The sequence below is a fragment of the Achromobacter marplatensis genome, from assembly GCF_049060505.1.
GTDB lineage: Bacteria > Pseudomonadota > Gammaproteobacteria > Burkholderiales > Burkholderiaceae_B > Achromobacter > Achromobacter marplatensis_A.
The window spans coordinates 42240-58240 of record NZ_JBMGRB010000016.1; the positions used below are offsets into that span (position 1 = coordinate 42240).

The following is a 16001-nucleotide window of genomic DNA, read 5'->3' on the forward strand; positions in this document are numbered from 1 at the left end:
GGACCCGTGTCATGCCTACTTTTGACGTCGTCTCCGAAGTCGACAAACACGAACTCACCAACGCCATCGACCAGGCGAACCGCGAACTCTCCACCCGCTTCGACTTCAAAGGCACCGATGCCAAGTTCGAATTGGAAGGCTTCGTCGTGACCCAGGTCGCCTCCAGCGCATTCCAGTTGAAGCAGATGCTCGACATCCTGCGCGGCCGCCTGTCTGCCCGCGGCATCGACGTGCGTTGCCTGGATGTGGCCGACCCCTTGGAAAACCTGGGCGGCGCGCGGCAGAAGGTGACCATCAAGCAGGGCATCGAACAGCCGGTGGCCAAGAAGCTGATCGCCGCCATCAAGAACGCCAAGCTCAAGGTGGAATCCCAGATCAACGGCGACAAGCTGCGCATCACCGGTAAAAAGCGCGATGACCTTCAAACGGCCATTGCGCTACTGAAAAAGACCGACGTCGATCTGCCCCTGCAGTTCGAGAACTTCCGCGATTGATGCCGCCGGCTCATGGGTCATTCCACGGAGCTGCAACTTGTCGTTGAACTCGCGCGGGCCGGCGGCATGTCGGCCGCGGCGCGGGAACTGGATGTCACGCCAGCCGCCGTCAGCAAGCGGCTGGCGCAAATCGAAGCGCGGCTGGGCGTGCGGCTGTTCAACCGCAGCACGCGGCGCCTGAGCCTCACGGCCGAAGGCGAGGTCTACCTGGAAAGCGCCCGCCGCATCCTGGGCGAGATCGAAGACCTGGATACGCTGATCGCCAGCCGCCAGGCCAGCCCCAGCGGGCTATTGAAAGTCAACGCGCCACTGGGCTTCGGCCGCAGCTACATCGCGCCTGCCATCGCGGAATTCGCCGCGAAATATCCCGACGTATCGCTGCAATTGCAGCTGACCGACCGTCCCGCCGATTTCGTCCAGGACGCGTTCGACGTCGCGGTGCGCTTCGGCGACTTGCCCGACACCCGCCTGATCGCCCGCAAGATCGCGCCCAACCGGCGCCTGGTCTGCGCGTCTCCCGCCTACCTGAAAGCACACGGCATCCCGGCCACGCCGCACGACCTGACACGGCACCAGTGCATCGTGCTGCGGCAGAACGAGGCTGCCTACGGACTATGGCGGTTCACCAAGGGCCGCCGCAGCGAAACCGTGAAGGTGCGCGGCAATCTCAGCAGTAACGATGGCGAAGTGACGCTGACCTGGGGCCTTGCCGGTTTGGGCATCCTGCAGCGCGCGGAATGGGACTTGGCCCGCTACTTGCGCAGCGGCCGGTTGGTGCGCGTGCTGGAAGACTATGCCTTGCCGCAAGCCGACATTTACGCGGTGTTCCCGGAACGGCATCACTTGTCGGCCAAGGTCCGGGTGTTCGTGGATTTCCTGGTGGGCTATTTCCAGAAGGGCGCCGAGAATAGTTGGTAACGCGGGGAAGGCACTCAAGCCCGAAAGCCGACAGCCGTGCCGGCGGGTCAGGCCGCCGCCTGCTTGCCATGGCGCAGCGATGAGGGATTGACGCCGAACTGCTTGCGGAACGCAGCCGCGAAGTGGCTGGGGTTGCTGTAACCCAGATCCGCCGCCACATGGGCCACCGATAGGCGGCCGCGCAGCAACAGCGCCTGCGCTTGGCGCATGCGTTCTGACTGGAAATAGGTGTAGATGCTGCATCCGTACTGGCGGCGGAATGCCCGCACCAAGGTCGGCACGCTCACGCCGGCGTCGTCAGCCAGCGCGGCGAGGCTGGGCGCTCGGCTCAGGTCGGCCAACAGATGTTCGAGGACGCGGGCCATCCGCTGTTGGGCGCTGGCCGACAAGCCGGCCAAAGGCCGCGAGCAGGACTCCAGGAACAGACTCACCAGCATCAACGCCTGGGCTTGCATCCACAGCCCGTGACGGCTTGTTGGATCTTTGCCAGCCAGGGTCTGCGCCAGCAGATGCGCCGTGCTTTGCAGTTCGGCGCCGCCATGGCCGTGCAGGAAGCACGCCGACGAGGCCAGGCCATTCGCCAGGCTGCCGTCGACATCGTGGGTCCAGCGCTTAAGGACGTCCGGCCGCACCATGACGGTCACGTTGTCCAGCCGGCCTTCCTGACAATAATGTCCGCGCCGCCCGGGACCATAGCTAATGCTGCCCAGGCCTTCGCTTACGGCGAATTCCCGGCCGCCTTCCCAGCGTTCGAAGCGGCAGGCGGCGCGCCCTTGCATGCGGCTGTTGAAGCTGAAATGGACGTAGTCGCTGTCATCCTGCAAGGGAATGTCTAGCGCTTCCTTGAAGGCGCTGCGCCAATAGACCAGTTGCGCGCCTTCTTGCAGCGGTACGCGGGTGATGTGGCAAATGCTGCCAGGGCCAAGACGCAGCACCGAGGTATCGGTGACAACGCGGGACAGCGGGATCATGCCGGAACTCATGGCGGTTCGCACCCGATAAGGTGATCCGATCGGGGGACGTGATCCGATTCGGGTAGAAATACAAATGGAAATCATTATCATCCATTTGTGTTGACCCTGCAAATACGGCCCGGCCAGCCGTATCCGACCCGAATCCCCGATCTTCCTGAAAGGCCCCCAATGCGATTCCCTGCCTTGCCGGCGCTGTCTCTGCCCACGCTGGCGTTGTCTATTGTTCTGCCCGTTCATGCCCAACCGGTCGGCGAAGCGGCCGCCTTGCCCGCCATCACTGTGCATGCGCGCGGCACGGGCGAGACCGATAAGGACCTGCCGTATACCGTCAATGTGATGGACGGCGTCACGCTCGAAGAGCGCCGCATGCTGAATGTGGAGCAGGTGCTGCGCGCCACGCCCGGCGTGAACGTGAACTCCTCCGGCGGCGCCAACGTGTCAACGATATATATCCGTGGCGTCGGCGCGCTCTATCCCATGAGCATGGACGACAGCTCGGTGGCGTTGAATGTCGACGGCAGCCCGCTTTCGACGCGCCACATCTCCATCGGAACGCTGGACGTCGATCAGATCGAGATACTGAAGGGGCCGCAAGGCACGCTGTTCGGCGGCATGGGCGAGGCCGGCGCCGTCAACTTGACGACGCGCCGCCCGACCCGGGAATGGGAAGGCTACGCCCGCGCCGAGTATGGCCAAGAGCGCCAGTTCCTGACCGAGGCGGCTGTCGGCGGTCCGCTGACCGACAAGCTTGCCGGCCGCTTCGCGATACGCGCGGGCGGCTCCGACCACTGGATCGAAAACGCCCGCAACGACCGGCCGCTTTCCGAGCCGCGTGACGTGGCCTTCCGGGGCAGCCTGCTTTGGGACATCACCGCGCGCACCAGTGCGTTGGTCTCGGCCGAACGTCATCAGATCCGGCACCTGGGCGAGCAACTGGTGCTGATGCCTTACGGCCGACCCCCGACGGTGGATATGGACCCGTCGTTGCTGGACGACGCGAAGAAAACCGTCGAACGCTACACCCTTCAGGCCGATCATCGTTTCGACGGCGCCAAGCTGACGGCGACCTCCGCCTACACCGATAGCTACAACATCGGCCCCGTGGTCTACGACCGCCGCCTGCAGACCGCCATGGGGCGCGGTTCCAGCGAGTTCTGGAACGTCGACGAAGCTCGCGAACACCTGTTCACGCAGGATCTACGCCTGGCCTCGCTGCCTGGCGCCGACGTCTTCTGGGTGACGGGATTGTCGTATTCCCACGCAACGCGCTCCTACGACACGCCGCGCAACACCTATGGCGAGGCCAGCGCCAAGTACCGCGATTTCGACACAGACCGGTATGGCGTCTATGGAGAAATGACCTATCCCATCGCCGAGCAGTGGAAGCTGACGACAGGGCTGCGCCAGTCATGGGTGAAGAAGACGTATGCCGGCGAATACCACGGCGGGGGCAGCGTCCAGACCGACCACCGCAAGCTCGACGACACTTTCACCACCGGCCGCATCGCGCTTGCGTATTCGCTCACGTCCGAAACGACGGTGTATGGCAGTTATGGCCGGGGCTATAACCCGGCCGGCTTCAACGACTATGCCGCGCAGCCTGCGGACAGCGCGCCGTATAAAGCAGCGGAAACCAATTCCTATGAACTCGGCTTCAAGTTTCTGAGCGCGGACGGACGCTACGGCTTGAATGGGTCCGTCTATTTGAACCAGGTACGCAACAACCACTTGCTGTCCTATGACTCGGCGACGTATGTCGTCAACGCGCTCAATGCCGACACGCGCAGCAAGGGCGCTGAACTTCAGGGCAACGTCCGGCTCGACAACGGGCTGGGCTTCACGGCGGGATTGAGCTACATCGATGCCAAGATCACGACGACCGTGACAGGTGTTGGCGATGGCGACGTGCAAGCCGGCAACCGCGTGCCGGACGTCTCGCGCTGGAGCGGCACGCTGGGGGTGACCTATCGCCGTGCCATGCCCGCCTTCCTGGGGCTGTCGGCGCCGGTGTTGAACGCCCGCCTGGATTACCAGTATGTCGGCAAGCGCGCCGCCGACCCGCAGAACCACTTTGATCTCGACGACTACCACTTGCTGAACGCCCGCTTAGGGCTGGCCAACGGCCGCGCCGAGTACTACGTGTGGGGCAGCAATCTGTTGGACCAGCAGTATGACCTTTATGGGTATTTCGCTCCGCCCAGTGTGGCCTATGGCGTACCGGCTCGCGGCCGCACGCTTGGCGTCGGCGTGTCGTACACCTTCTGACCCTGGAGCCGCATCGTGCAACCCCAACGCGCCTGGCGCCTGCTGGCCAGCCTTTACAGCACCCAGTTCCTGGGGCTGATGTTCTTCGTCGTCGCCATGGCGGCCATCCTGCGCGACCGCGGCGCCAGCCTCGATACCATTGCCCTCGTGTATCTGCTGGGCATGGTGTGGCCGCTGAAGGCGCTGTGGGCGCCCTTGATTGATCGCTATGCCATCGGACGGCAGGGCCACTATCGCGGCTGGCTGCTCTTCACCCAAGGCGGCATGGTGCTATGCCTGGCGCTGATCGGGCTGCTGGACTTGCAGGCCGACTTTGCCCTGATCTATCTGCTGTGCCTGGCGACGTCGCTGCTGTCGGCGACACAGGATATCGCCGTCGATGGCCTGGCCTGCCGCCTGCTCACCGCTGCGGACCGCGGGTTTGGAAACGGGCTGCAAATCGGCGGCGGGCTAGTGGGCAACCTGGTCGGCGGCGGGGCCATGCTGATGCTATATCCGACTATCGGATGGACCGGCTGCTGCCTGGCGCTGGCGGCCCTGACCGCGATGTCGTGGCTGCAGTTGCTGCGCTACCAGGAACCCGCATGGCCGCGGCCGGCGCGGCCTGCCGGCTACTCCCGTCTTATCGGGTTCTGGCGCGCGCCGGGGCGCCTGCGTCTGCTGCTGTTGCTGCTGATTTATCCGGCTGGCAGCGCATTGGCCTATTCGATCGTCATGCCATCCCTGATCGATGCCGGGTGGACCTTGGAAAGCGTCGGCCTGGTCGTCAATGTGTTGGGGTCGCTGGCGGGTGTGGCCGGCGCGCTGGCCTATGGCCGCCTCTTGCGGCGCTACTCGCGTCGCCGCGCCATGGTCGCGGCCGCGCTGCTGCAACTGCTGGGTATCGGCCTCCTGGCGCTGCCCGCGATGGGATGGGGATCCGCCGCCGTGGCCGGGTCGGCCGTCGTGGCTTACTTTCTGCTCTACAACCCGGCCGCGACCGTGCTGGCGACATTGATGATGGACCAGTCGTCCGCGGCAAGCCCCTCGACCGATTACACCCTGCAGGTCAGCCTGAGCCAGTGCTTCGTGATGTTGCTGACGTCGGCGGGCGCGATGCTGGCCGCGCGCATCGGCTATGGCGGGGTAGTGGCGGCGGCCGTGGTGTTGGCGTTGCTGGCGGCCGCCGCCAGCCTGCGCTGGACGCCTCGGAGGACCGCATGAGCAAGCCCTGGAAGATCCTGCATCCGGTTCGCGGCCGAATACGGCTGGCCATGGCCTTGGCGGTGATCGGCGTGTTGTGCAGCATGGCGGCGCTGGCCAGCCTGGCATGGGCGGTTCAGGCGCTGACGCGCGCATCCGGGGTATTTCCCTGGCGCGAGTTCGCGGCCGCGCTGTCCTTTACCGTGCTGGCGTATGTGTTGCGCTTGCAGGCGTTCAATCAATCGCACTACGCGGCCTTCCGCCTGGAGGTCATCCTGCGCACCAACCTGGTCCGGCATATCGCGCGCCTGTCCTTTGGCGACACGCAAGCGCTGGGAAGCAGCGCGCTTGCCAAAGTGGTGCATGACGATGTCCAGGCGCTGCATACATTCGTCGCGGACAGCACGCCGCTCTATGCGCGGGGCTACGCCATGCCGGTCGCCAGCGCCATACTGTTGTTTGCGCTGGACTGGCGTCTGGCGCTTGTCTGTGTCGGCGTGCTGGCGGCGGGCGGATGCGTGCTGTCGCGGGCCATGCGCGGGCGCGACGCCATGACCCGCCGCTATCACGAGGCGCGCGAGCAGGTCAGCGCGGCAGTCGTCGAATACGTTCAGGCCATGCCGGTCGTTCGCACCTTCGATACCGGGCAGACCACGTTCGGCCGCTACCATCAAGCACTGGAGCGCTATCTGGCCATGTTGACGCACTGGTATCGCGCAGCCAGCTTTCCGGCGCGTTTTTCCATTGCGCTGCTGGGGCCTCTGCCCACGCTGGGCCTGCTGTTGTGGACCGGGGCCTGGCTGATCACGCAGGGGCAATTGACATTTCCGACCTGGCTGGCCGCGTTGCTGTTCGGGATGGGGATGGCCGAGGCCATGTTCCCGATGATGTCGCTGGCCCACATGATCGACCGGGCCAAACTCAGCGTGGCCCGTATCCAGCAGGTGATGGACATCGCCCCTTTGCCGCCGGCGCGCGCGCCGCAAAGGCGTCCCGCGGACAGTGCGGTCAGGTGTCAGGGAGTGACCTTCGCCTACGACGGAAAGCGGGCGCTTGATGACCTGACCTTCACCGCTCAGGCGGGACGGATAACGGCGCTGGTGGGCCCGTCGGGCGCAGGCAAGAGCACCGTGGCGCGGCTTATCGCGCGCTTCTGGGATGTCGATGCGGGCGCCGTGACCATCGGCGGCGTCGATGTCCGCGACATGACGCGCGAAGCGCTGTTCGAGCACGTCGCTTTTGTTTTTCAGGATGCCTTCCTGTTCTCGGGCAGTGTCGCCGAGAACATCGCCATGGGCCGGCCCGACGCCACGCGCGTCGATATCGAGCGCGCCGCCGCTGCCGCGCAGGCCCACGACTTCATTACGGCGCTGCCCGACGGGTATGACACCGTATTGCGCGAAGGCGGCAATAACCTCTCGGGAGGGCAGCGCCAGCGCCTGACGATCGCCCGCGCCATCTTGATGAACCGGCCGATTCTTGTATTGGACGAGGCCACCTCGGCGACCGACCCCGAGAACGAACGTGCCGTGGGCGCCGCGCTGGCTGGGTTGATGCGCGGCAAGACGGTCATCATGGTCGCGCATCGCCTGAATGCCGTCCGCCACGCCGACCAGATTCTGGTTCTGGACCGCGGCCGCTTGGCCGAAACCGGCACGCATGACGGCTTGATCGCCGCTGGCGGCCTCTATGCCCGCCTGTGGAACAACCACCAGCGCGCCCGCCTTTGGACCTTGGGAGAACAGCAGCCATGAGCAATCGTCCGGCCTCGTGGTCCGAAACCTATCGGCGCCTGATGCGCAGCGCGGGTCCGCAGGCCGGCCGCCTGCGCGCTAGCCTTGTGCTGCTGCTGGCGGCCGCGATGTTGCAAGGCGTGGCGCTTGCCTGCATCGCGCCGCTTTTCGTCGCCGTCGTCCATGGCGCTTCGTGGCGCACGCTGGCGGCCTGGCTCGTGGCCTTTTCGCTATTGGCGCTGGGCGCCACCGTCGTGCGTTGGCGCGCACAGGGCTTTGACTACCAGGGCCATATGGCGGCCGCCTCGCATGACCTGCGTATCCGTCTGGGGCAGCAACTTCGGCGAATGCCGCTGGAAGCCTTGCAACGCCACCGCACCGGCGACATCGCCGCCAAGTTGCTTGGGGGCGTCGATGAACAGATGAACTACGTGCTGACAGTGGTGAACCTCATCCTGGGCGCGGTAGTGACGCCCGCCATGACGGCCTTGGCGTTGTTGACGCTGGATTGGCGCATGGGCGTGGCGCTGCTGCTGGTGTTTCCCGCGATCATCCCGCTTTACCGTTGGCGCCGGCCGGCGCTGGATCGGGGTATGACGGCGGCGGGACTGGCCAACGAAGCCCTGAGCGCCGAACTGCTGGAGTACATGCAGGGGGTTCCGGTATGTATGGCGACCGGGCGCGCCGGCATCGAAAACCAGCGCTTGCGCCAACGTTTCGACGCGGTGGAGCGCGTGCAGCGCGACGCGCACCGACGCGGGGCCAAACCTGACCTGATGATCGCCAGCGTAATCGAACTCGGCCTGCTTGGGGTCCTGGCGTGCGGCGCGCTCTGGGTGGCCCAAGGCACCCTGGACGCCGCGTTGTTGGCAGCCGTGCTGGTGTTGGTGGTGCGCTTTGCCGAACCGATGGCGACCTTCGTATCCTTCACCGCCATCTTCGCGCTGATTGAAGCCGCGCTCGCCCGTGTCGAGGCGGTGCTGTCGGTTGCGCCGTTACCGCAATGGCCGGTGTCCGACGATGCGCCGCGTGATGCCGCTATTCGCGTCGAGGGCCTGGGATTCCACTACGCGGGCGCCACGGCGCCCGCCTTGCGCGGCATCGAACTGACTTTGCCGGCGCGAGGCCTGACCGCGCTGGTGGGTCCATCGGGCTCGGGAAAAACAACGTTCACGCGCTTGCTCATGCGGCACGCCGATCCTCAGACGGGCGCCATCATGATCGGCGGCGTCGATCTGCGACGGATACCGCCGGCGGAAATCAACGGTCTTGTGTCCACGGTGTTCCAGGACGTGCATCTTTTCGACGATACGGTGCTTGCCAACATCGGCATGGCGCGGCCGCAGGCTACCGACGCGGAAATCCGCGCGGCCGCGCGTGCGGCGCATTGCCTGGATTTTGTCGAACGTCTTCCGCAAGGGTGGCAGACCCGGTTGGGCGAAGCGGGCAACCGGCTGTCGGGCGGCGAACGCCAACGCTTGTCCATTGCCCGCGCCATCCTGAAAAACGCGCCCATCGTCATCCTGGACGAACCCACCGCCGCGCTGGACACCGAAAGCGAGTTGGCCGTGCAATCGGCTATCGATGCCCTGGTACGGCAACGCAGCGTCATCGTCATCGCCCACCGCCTTTCGACCATCGTTGCCGCCGACCGCATCCTGGTCTTCGAGGACGGCAGGATTACGCAGTCGGGCAAGCACGCCGAGCTGCTGCGGATCCAGGGCCGGTATCGCGCCATGTGGATGGCGCAGGAGGCCGAAATCTTGTATTGAAGCGGCCTTGCCCCGGTGGCGCGTCACACGGCTGCCGCCGCCGTCAGGTGCTCGTACAGGATCGCCGAGCCGATGCCGATCAGCGCAATCCCGCCCAACACTTCGGCGCGCTTGCCCGCCACGCTGCCCAGCGCGCGGCCCAGCATCACACCGATCGTCACCATCAACGTCGTGGCCAGACCGATAGCAATGGCCGCCACGGCGATGTTGACGTCGACGAACGCCAGGCCCACGCCCACGGCCATTGCGTCGATGCTGGTGGCGAACCCGGTCGCCGCCAGCAGCCAGAAAGAATGGCGGACAACTGGCGCCGCGTCTTCGTCGGCTTCCTTGAAGGCGTTGCGGATCATCAGCACCCCAAGAATACAGAGCATCGAGAACGCGATCCAGTGGTCCCAATCGGCCACGAACGTTGCCGCGACGGAACCGAGCCCCCAGCCGATCACAGGCGTGATCCCTTCGATCACGCCGAAGATGATTCCCGTGCGCAGCGCTTCCGGAAGACGGGGTTTGTGCAGGGCGGCGCCTTTGCTGATGGCGGCCGCGAACGCGTCCGTCGACATGGCGAACGCAAGGACGATGATGGAGATGACATTCATGGGAAGCGGGGTCCAACTGGGCGAGAACGGCACAGACCCTTCACTTCGCCCAGCGTCGCGTGAAAAGTCCGTGGTCTCGCCAAGCGCAAATGCCGCTTACGCCATGGCCGGCTAGGGCCAAGAATGTTGACGTAAGCCCTTTCAGATCGTGCTGAAAGGAGGCTACTCCCCAAAGAGAAGTCGAAGTCTAGCAGAGCTGCGGAAAGGGCGTGTGACAGCGGCTAGCGGCGATTCGGATGTGCTTTCCTATCTATCGCGCTAACCAGTATCCATTCCAGGGCGGGGGCTAACCAGGGGCCTAGATCGACCGTGCCGTCCTCAATCAGTTCATAGGTCATCCGGTGCACGCCAAGACGGCTTGCCACCTCTGATTTTGAATAACCATGCGCGTGTCTCCATGCGCAAAGGTGGGTCCAGTTGTGCTCTCGCATCAGACGTTCGATCAGCGTCGTGCGCGGCAGGCCGGCGCCAAGACTCGCGGCCAGGCATGACGTTCTGGCCGACGAGCTCAGGCACTCCAGCGGACCTTGGCATGCTGCATCCGCCGCTGTTTTCGCGATTGTCATCGTGCTGAGGTATGAACGGTCGATACGCATGGGGTCATTACCATCACAAGACGCCTTCTATCAAGAAAGCGCAAAAAAAAGCCCAATCAGATATCGGTTCCGATGACGCTATTCATAACTCATCATCAAAATCATGCTTACGCCGGCGGGGCCGGGAGATACGGTGGAGGCGGTTTGATAATATCTGGCTCGGAAGGGGATGCTGAAAGATCCTGCTTGTCCGGTGTATTCGCCTACCGTCGTCCACTGTCCGAATTTGTAGGGGTCGCCCTTGCCATCCAGAAGCTGGACTCCCAGTCCCTTGGCCGCGGATGTTGCGTCCAGCGCGACCACGCCCTGTGCGGGATTTATTATTGTGGTTGTCGCATCCAGCCTATAGCGGATCCTGCTCATTCCTGCTGAGCAGTTGTCCAGTTTCAACGAAAAATAAGTGGGCTTTGTGGTATAGCCCGCTCTGACAAAAGACGACTGGGTATGATCGCCTAGTGCTATGTCCTGATCCGAGGTCGAACACGTACCCACGGTGATCTCGATATTCGGAATTGAAATGTAATTATCAAAATTCCCGTATTCGATATGAGTGCCCATCGGTCCGGACCTGGTCGCTATACGGCCCTTCATGAGCGCCTGCGCGGATATGACGCCGCCGGCTGGCGCAGTATTCAGATATTTCACAAACCGAATTGCGGCAGTGGCTCGCACGTAGAATGGTGTCGGCAGGGGCAGCGTGCCAGGATTGCACAACGCGCCAGCCAGCGATTGCGGACCGCGAACGGGATAACTTGAAAGCGGACATTGCCCGGATTGCACGTCTACGCGTGCCACGAATCCAATGCCGGGCACAGATGTCTTGTATATGGGATAGGTGTTATCCGTCTCTGCGTACACATACCCGGAGTTCACGGCGTCGGTCCCGAAACCATACCCGCCGCCGTAATCTTGTGCCGCGCCGCTAAACGTGCACTGCGCTAAATTTCCTGTGGGTTGGCTCTTAACCCATGGCGTCAGCGTGATGATCCCCGCCCTGATGTTGCGGGGGATCGTGATCGTGCGCGGCGTGTTCAGCGTTTCGGCGTTAGTCTTTAGCGACGTGCAGCGAACGGACTGGGCCGAAGCAGGCCGCTGATCGGCGAAAACCCCAAGGACGGCAAGTGCGGCTGCGATGACAGCGATTCTGGTGTTTTGCATTTTCGATCAGTTTTTAATGTCGTTCTCGGGGCGGCATAGCAAATTGGGCGCGACAACAATGGGTTCGCCAATCTTGGCCGGCGATAGCCGGTAAGCAAGCTGGCAGTGCTCATCGTTGGCCCCGCCCCAGCGCACATTGAGCACGCCTTCGTCCTTGGCCAAGGCGTTGGCGATGACGCGGCTGCCTTGGCCGACCACGCCGACGGTCTGGCCCGCGGAATCAAGGACTTGGGCGCCAAACGGCAAGGCCGTTCCGTCCGCGCGGCGCGCCTCCAATACCGCTGCGCGTCCCATTTGCTGGCTTTCAAACGGCACCCGCAGCACGGCGCCTTCCGTCGGCACGACGCGCTGTTCCGTGGTCTGGAAAGAGACACCCAGCGGCAGCCCTTTGGGGTCGACGGTGATCGTGTTGATCTCGTAGGGCGTCAGGTTCGATAGCAGCGCCTTGCCACTGGCGTCCAGACGCAAACCGTTCAGGTTCTGGATGTGTGCGCCCGCGCCGGCGGGCGCATCGACGATGGCATATGTGTCGCCTTGCACCGGAGAGAATGCGATGCCTCCTCCATACACGACCAAACCGCCCGTCAACCCGCCACCCATCTGGCGCGTATTCCCGCCCGCGCTGGCATTCACATTAAGCGTGGCCGCAGGGAACACATAGTTCACATTGCCGCTTGCCACCGCTTGGTGGTCATAGTCGCTGCGCTGGGCGGATGCCGTCAGGCTATAGCTCAGCGCCCGGCGCTCGCCCACCGTGCCTGACACGGATTGCGAAACGTTCGATGTTCCGTTCGATGAATGCTGGACCGAGGTGGACGCATAGAGGGCGTGGCCATTGCTGCCGATGGGAAACGACACGTTCAGTGTCACTTGGTTTTCCCACTTCCGGGTCAACACATCAAGGCGGCGTCCCAACGACAGGGAGTAATTCACCAGACGGTAGCTATTGCTATAGCCGGCGGTGAATTCGGTGCCCCGACCGCCTCTATCCCAGTAGTCCTCGACGGAGCCCGAGAGGTACATCGAGCCGTAAGAGGGCGCAAATTGTTGCGACACATTCAACTGCAGCCGATTGCGCCGCAGACCGCGATAGTCTGGCAATCCGCCATCTCCGCGCGAAAGCTGCCGAAGCGCCACCGCTTCTTCAAATTCCCGGTAGCCGCTGCTGGAGTACCGGTATGCCGCCAGGAGAATGTTCGTATCCGTGGGCTCCAGGAATTTGGAATAGCTCAGTCTTATGCTGTGCCCGCGGCTGCGCGAGTCCGGATCAATGTCCGCGATCGCGCCGGTGACGTCCGCGCCGAACGCGCCAAAATTAGTATTCAACGCCACGCCCGCGAGCGCCGCCTGGTAGGCGCGTGCCCCGATCAAGCCGCCGTAGCCGGTCAAGAAATTGGAAAAGCCGTGCTCGTAGGTTCCTTGAAAAAAGGCGGGTTCGTCGGACAAGGTGCGATTGCGATACGTGCCCGCGGTGATCTGATATCTGGACGCGCCCTCGCGCAGCGAGTTCACCACCGCGCCATAGGGGACCCTGGATTCGAACACACGCCCATCCGCTTCCAGGACTTCCAACGTCAAGTCGCCGCCGAAGCCCGTCGGGTACAGGTCCGAGATCTCAAACGCGCCGGGGGGCACGGTTGTTTCGTAGATGACGTTGCCGCTTTGGCTGATCCGCACCCGCGCATTGCTATTGGCAATACCCCGCACGATCGGCGCATAGCCGCGCTGCGATTGGGGGACCATTCTTTCATCGGTGTTGAGCTGCACGCCGCGGAAGCCCCAACTGGGAAACAGGCGGCCCCCGGTAAAGGCGTCGCCCGCCCTGAATTGGGCGCCCCAGGATGCGATCGGGCGCGAAATGTATGTCTGCACGCTTTGATAACTTTGTTCGCCCCGCCTGTCCCGCGTGAAGCTGCCTTGGTGGCGAAGGCGCCAGGCGCCGGCATTCAACCCGGCATTGATGCCCAGATAGGTGTCCGACCCGTCCATGCCGTTGTTCCCGTGGCTTGAGTAATGACTCAGGCTGTAGTTCAAGACGGCGGCGGGAATACCATGGCTCCAGAGCGCCGGATCGACATAGCCGCGCGACCCGGCCGCTATCAACACCTGGGGAATTTGAATATCCAGTCGTTGTTCGCCCGAGTCATAGGCAATCGTCGACCCCGCAAGAACCTCATTCAGGCGGATGCAGGCGCTTTCCGCGGTGCCGGGCGCTAGCGCGACCTTGGTCATATCCACGCGCAGCCAGAGCAGCAACGCTGCGTTGAAGCAGGGTTTTGCGCTCTGCTGCCCCAGGTCCTGAATAAACTGCAAGGTCTGGCGGCCCAGCCATTCGCCATTCCGATATACGTCCACGCTGTATGAACCCGGTAGTACGACCGGTCCCGTCTCGAACGCGCTGACGTCAATGCCTGTTCCGCCCGTGGCGCGCAGGAATTCGGCGTTGAAATTCACCTTGTCGGCAAATGCCGGAAAACTGCTTGCGACGGCCAGCGTTCCCAGGCTGATCAAACGGATGGCAAGACTTCTCCCACCGTCCAATCCAGCAGATTGCGGACGTGTCATGTTGAGTTCGCGATGTATGGTGGGCAGGCGCAGGAAAATGGGCCGGCTTGAATATAGAAATAGGCGCGTTGGCGCTTATCGGAAGCTTGACGGTCGGATCAGTGGCGCTTATCGAACCTGCGCCTGTATGTCCGTGATGCTACCATAGTCATTGATTATTTTTATATCCAGGGCGTCGCCGGATTTAACCTGCAAGCCCGACGTTTTCAACTGCCATGACTCGCCCGGTTTGATCATGAATCGCTCTTCGAAGTTAATCTGGGCGTTGGAGCCGCGCAGCGTCGCCGACGAAAAAGTAACGTGGTAGGCCGAGTTATTCGAAACTCGAAGGCCGTCGGGTTCCCGCTTCCATTCCAGCGACTGCGGGGCGTCGTCCACGCTCCCTTTTAAACCGGATGGGCGGTAAAAGAGTTTGATACGAGTACGAAACGCCAATTTCAGCTTATTTTCTCCGGTGTCTGTCGCACCGGCTGGAATGTCCAGAACATTGAACCAGTACACCAATTCCTTGTCCCCCTCTATCGGGGCGCCGGCAAACATCATGCGGATCGTTTGGGATTTTCCGGTGTCCACCCTTGCCACTGGCGGCGTAATAAGAAATGGCAGATTGATATCCGCGGCATTCTTTTTTGGGTCCCCATCGTCCAGCCAAACCTGTACCAGGGAAGCGCTTTTGCCGTCGTTTTCAAGCTTTACCGTTATTTCTCGCTCTGCGGCCGGATAAACCAGGCGGGTGCCGTTGACAACTATCGAGGCGCCCGCATTAAGCGGCAGAAGCACTGTGCCTAGCAGCAAGGCAAGGTACCGGCGTGCCAAAGACAGGATCTGGATAAAGTGTCGGGTCATGATCGGATTTCCGTGAGGGCGGCGGCAGCATTGACCTCAGCAGCGGCGCCGCCCCACGCGTAGCAGTGCTACGGGATTATTGGTAAGCGATGGTGTAGACGGTCTGCGCCACCACGGGGCCGGGGCCAGCCGCGCCGGTCGCGTAGTAACGGGCTGCATAGACCAGCTTCGCATTACCTTCAATCACGGTAACGGGCAACACGCCTTGCGTGGCGACCGGAGCGCCGACAATGATGGGCGATACATCTTCGCCACGCACCAGTTCGATTTCAACGTTGGTTGCGCCGGTGGCCGACGAGTTTTTCAAGCGGCCATCGGTCGTGGTGCCATTGGCGTGTTCGAAGAAGGCCCGCACGTTGGTGATACCCGCCGAGCATTCCGTCAGCGAGATTTCGAAGCGCGTGGTTCCGGCGGTTTTCCCAGCACCTGACAGTGTCGAGGTGGATACGGTTGGCAACGTGACTTCAAAGTCTTTGCTGCTGTCTTTGTTGATTTGGCAGGTCTGCGCAGTGACATTCCCGTTGAAAGTGATCTTGCCGTCGTTGGCGTGGGCGATTTGAACGGAAAAGGAAGCAATCGAAAGAACTGCGACGGAGAGGAGGGTTTTTTTCATGGGATCGATGGGTGTCTGTGAGTCGGTTGTCGCAAAATTCCTAAGGAACTTCTATCGACGAACGAAGCGTATCAACACAAACCCGCACTGATAAATCAGACAAATCTCATATTTTTTTCTGACTAATAAAAAACAACGGCGGCTGATTCATCCGTTGGTCGACGATTTTCTCCTGTTGCGCAGCGGGTGATTCGTCGCCGGATTTCGCTTGGGCGGCTACCTCCCGGCGCCGAAATTTGAGATCTGTCTGACAGAATTTGCCAGCGCCCTGATCTAGACTTCGTTC

13 protein-coding genes and 1 riboswitch are annotated in these 16001 nt (G+C 62.7%); of the genes, 6 read left to right on the forward strand and 7 right to left on the reverse strand.

Features of this window, described 5'->3' with window-relative positions:
* The first annotated feature begins 11 nt into the window (after positions 1–11).
* Positions 12–494, forward strand: coding sequence for a YajQ family cyclic di-GMP-binding protein (locus tag ACI0FO_RS28270; RefSeq protein WP_006222631.1), 483 nt, complete (start codon positions 12–14; stop codon positions 492–494).
* A 12-nt stretch (positions 495–506) separates the two neighbouring features.
* Positions 507–1412, forward strand: a complete 906-nt coding sequence (locus ACI0FO_RS28275; RefSeq protein WP_416031903.1) for a LysR family transcriptional regulator — start codon at positions 507–509, stop codon at positions 1410–1412.
* A gap of 47 nt (positions 1413–1459) precedes the next feature.
* On the opposite strand, the gene ACI0FO_RS28280 is transcribed toward ACI0FO_RS28275, so the two are convergent.
* Complete coding sequence (locus tag ACI0FO_RS28280) at positions 1460–2383, reverse strand: helix-turn-helix transcriptional regulator (protein WP_416031904.1); 924 nt, start codon at positions 2381–2383, stop codon at positions 1460–1462.
* 171 nt (positions 2384–2554) lie between these two features.
* Between ACI0FO_RS28280 and ACI0FO_RS28285 the strand changes: the two genes are divergently transcribed.
* The 4 genes from ACI0FO_RS28285 to ACI0FO_RS28300 are packed head-to-tail and all read left to right on the forward strand — an operon-like array spanning position 2555 to position 9338.
* A complete protein-coding gene (locus ACI0FO_RS28285; protein WP_416031905.1) occupies positions 2555–4651 on the forward strand; it encodes a TonB-dependent receptor in 2097 nt (698 codons plus the stop codon).
* Positions 4652–4666: 15 nt separating this feature from the next.
* Positions 4667–5854, forward strand: a complete 1188-nt coding sequence (locus ACI0FO_RS28290) for an MFS transporter (protein ID WP_416031906.1) — start codon at positions 4667–4669, stop codon at positions 5852–5854.
* Positions 5851–7587, forward strand: a complete 1737-nt coding sequence (locus tag ACI0FO_RS28295) for an ABC transporter ATP-binding protein (protein ID WP_416031907.1) — start codon at positions 5851–5853, stop codon at positions 7585–7587. Before ACI0FO_RS28290 ends, ACI0FO_RS28295 begins: the two co-directional genes overlap by 4 nt.
* On the forward strand, positions 7584–9338 hold the full coding sequence (locus ACI0FO_RS28300) for an ABC transporter ATP-binding protein (RefSeq protein WP_416031908.1): 1755 nt from the start codon (positions 7584–7586) through the stop codon (positions 9336–9338). The genes ACI0FO_RS28295 and ACI0FO_RS28300 overlap by 4 nt, the downstream gene beginning before the upstream one ends.
* A 23-nt stretch (positions 9339–9361) precedes the next feature.
* Here the strand turns inward: ACI0FO_RS28300 and mntP are convergent, their stop codons facing one another.
* The 6 genes from mntP to ACI0FO_RS28330 form a co-directional block, all read right to left on the reverse strand.
* Positions 9362–9937 carry a manganese efflux pump MntP gene (mntP, locus tag ACI0FO_RS28305; protein WP_416031909.1) on the reverse strand — a complete coding sequence of 192 codons (576 nt, stop codon included), beginning with the start codon at positions 9935–9937 and terminating at the stop codon, positions 9362–9364.
* Positions 9938–9944: 7 nt separating this feature from the next.
* A riboswitch (yybP-ykoY riboswitch) is annotated at positions 9945–10120 on the reverse strand.
* A gap of 38 nt (positions 10121–10158) precedes the next feature.
* Positions 10159–10533, reverse strand: a complete 375-nt coding sequence (locus ACI0FO_RS28310) for a hypothetical protein (protein WP_416031910.1) — start codon at positions 10531–10533, stop codon at positions 10159–10161.
* 78 nt (positions 10534–10611) lie between these two features.
* The gene (locus tag ACI0FO_RS28315; protein WP_416031911.1) at positions 10612–11691 is read right to left on the reverse strand and encodes a fimbrial protein; all 1080 of its coding nucleotides are present in this window, start codon (positions 11689–11691) and stop codon (positions 10612–10614) included.
* A 6-nt stretch (positions 11692–11697) separates the two neighbouring features.
* Positions 11698–14256: a fimbria/pilus outer membrane usher protein gene (locus tag ACI0FO_RS28320; protein ID WP_416031912.1), complete on the reverse strand. Its 2559-nt coding sequence runs from the start codon at positions 14254–14256 to the stop codon at positions 11698–11700.
* A 108-nt stretch (positions 14257–14364) separates the two neighbouring features.
* A complete protein-coding gene (locus tag ACI0FO_RS28325; RefSeq protein ID WP_416031913.1) occupies positions 14365–15102 on the reverse strand; it encodes a fimbrial biogenesis chaperone in 738 nt (245 codons plus the stop codon).
* Between the two features lie 76 nt (positions 15103–15178).
* On the reverse strand, positions 15179–15715 hold the full coding sequence (locus tag ACI0FO_RS28330) for a fimbrial protein (RefSeq protein WP_416031914.1): 537 nt from the start codon (positions 15713–15715) through the stop codon (positions 15179–15181).
* Between the last annotated feature and the right edge of the window lie 286 nt (positions 15716–16001).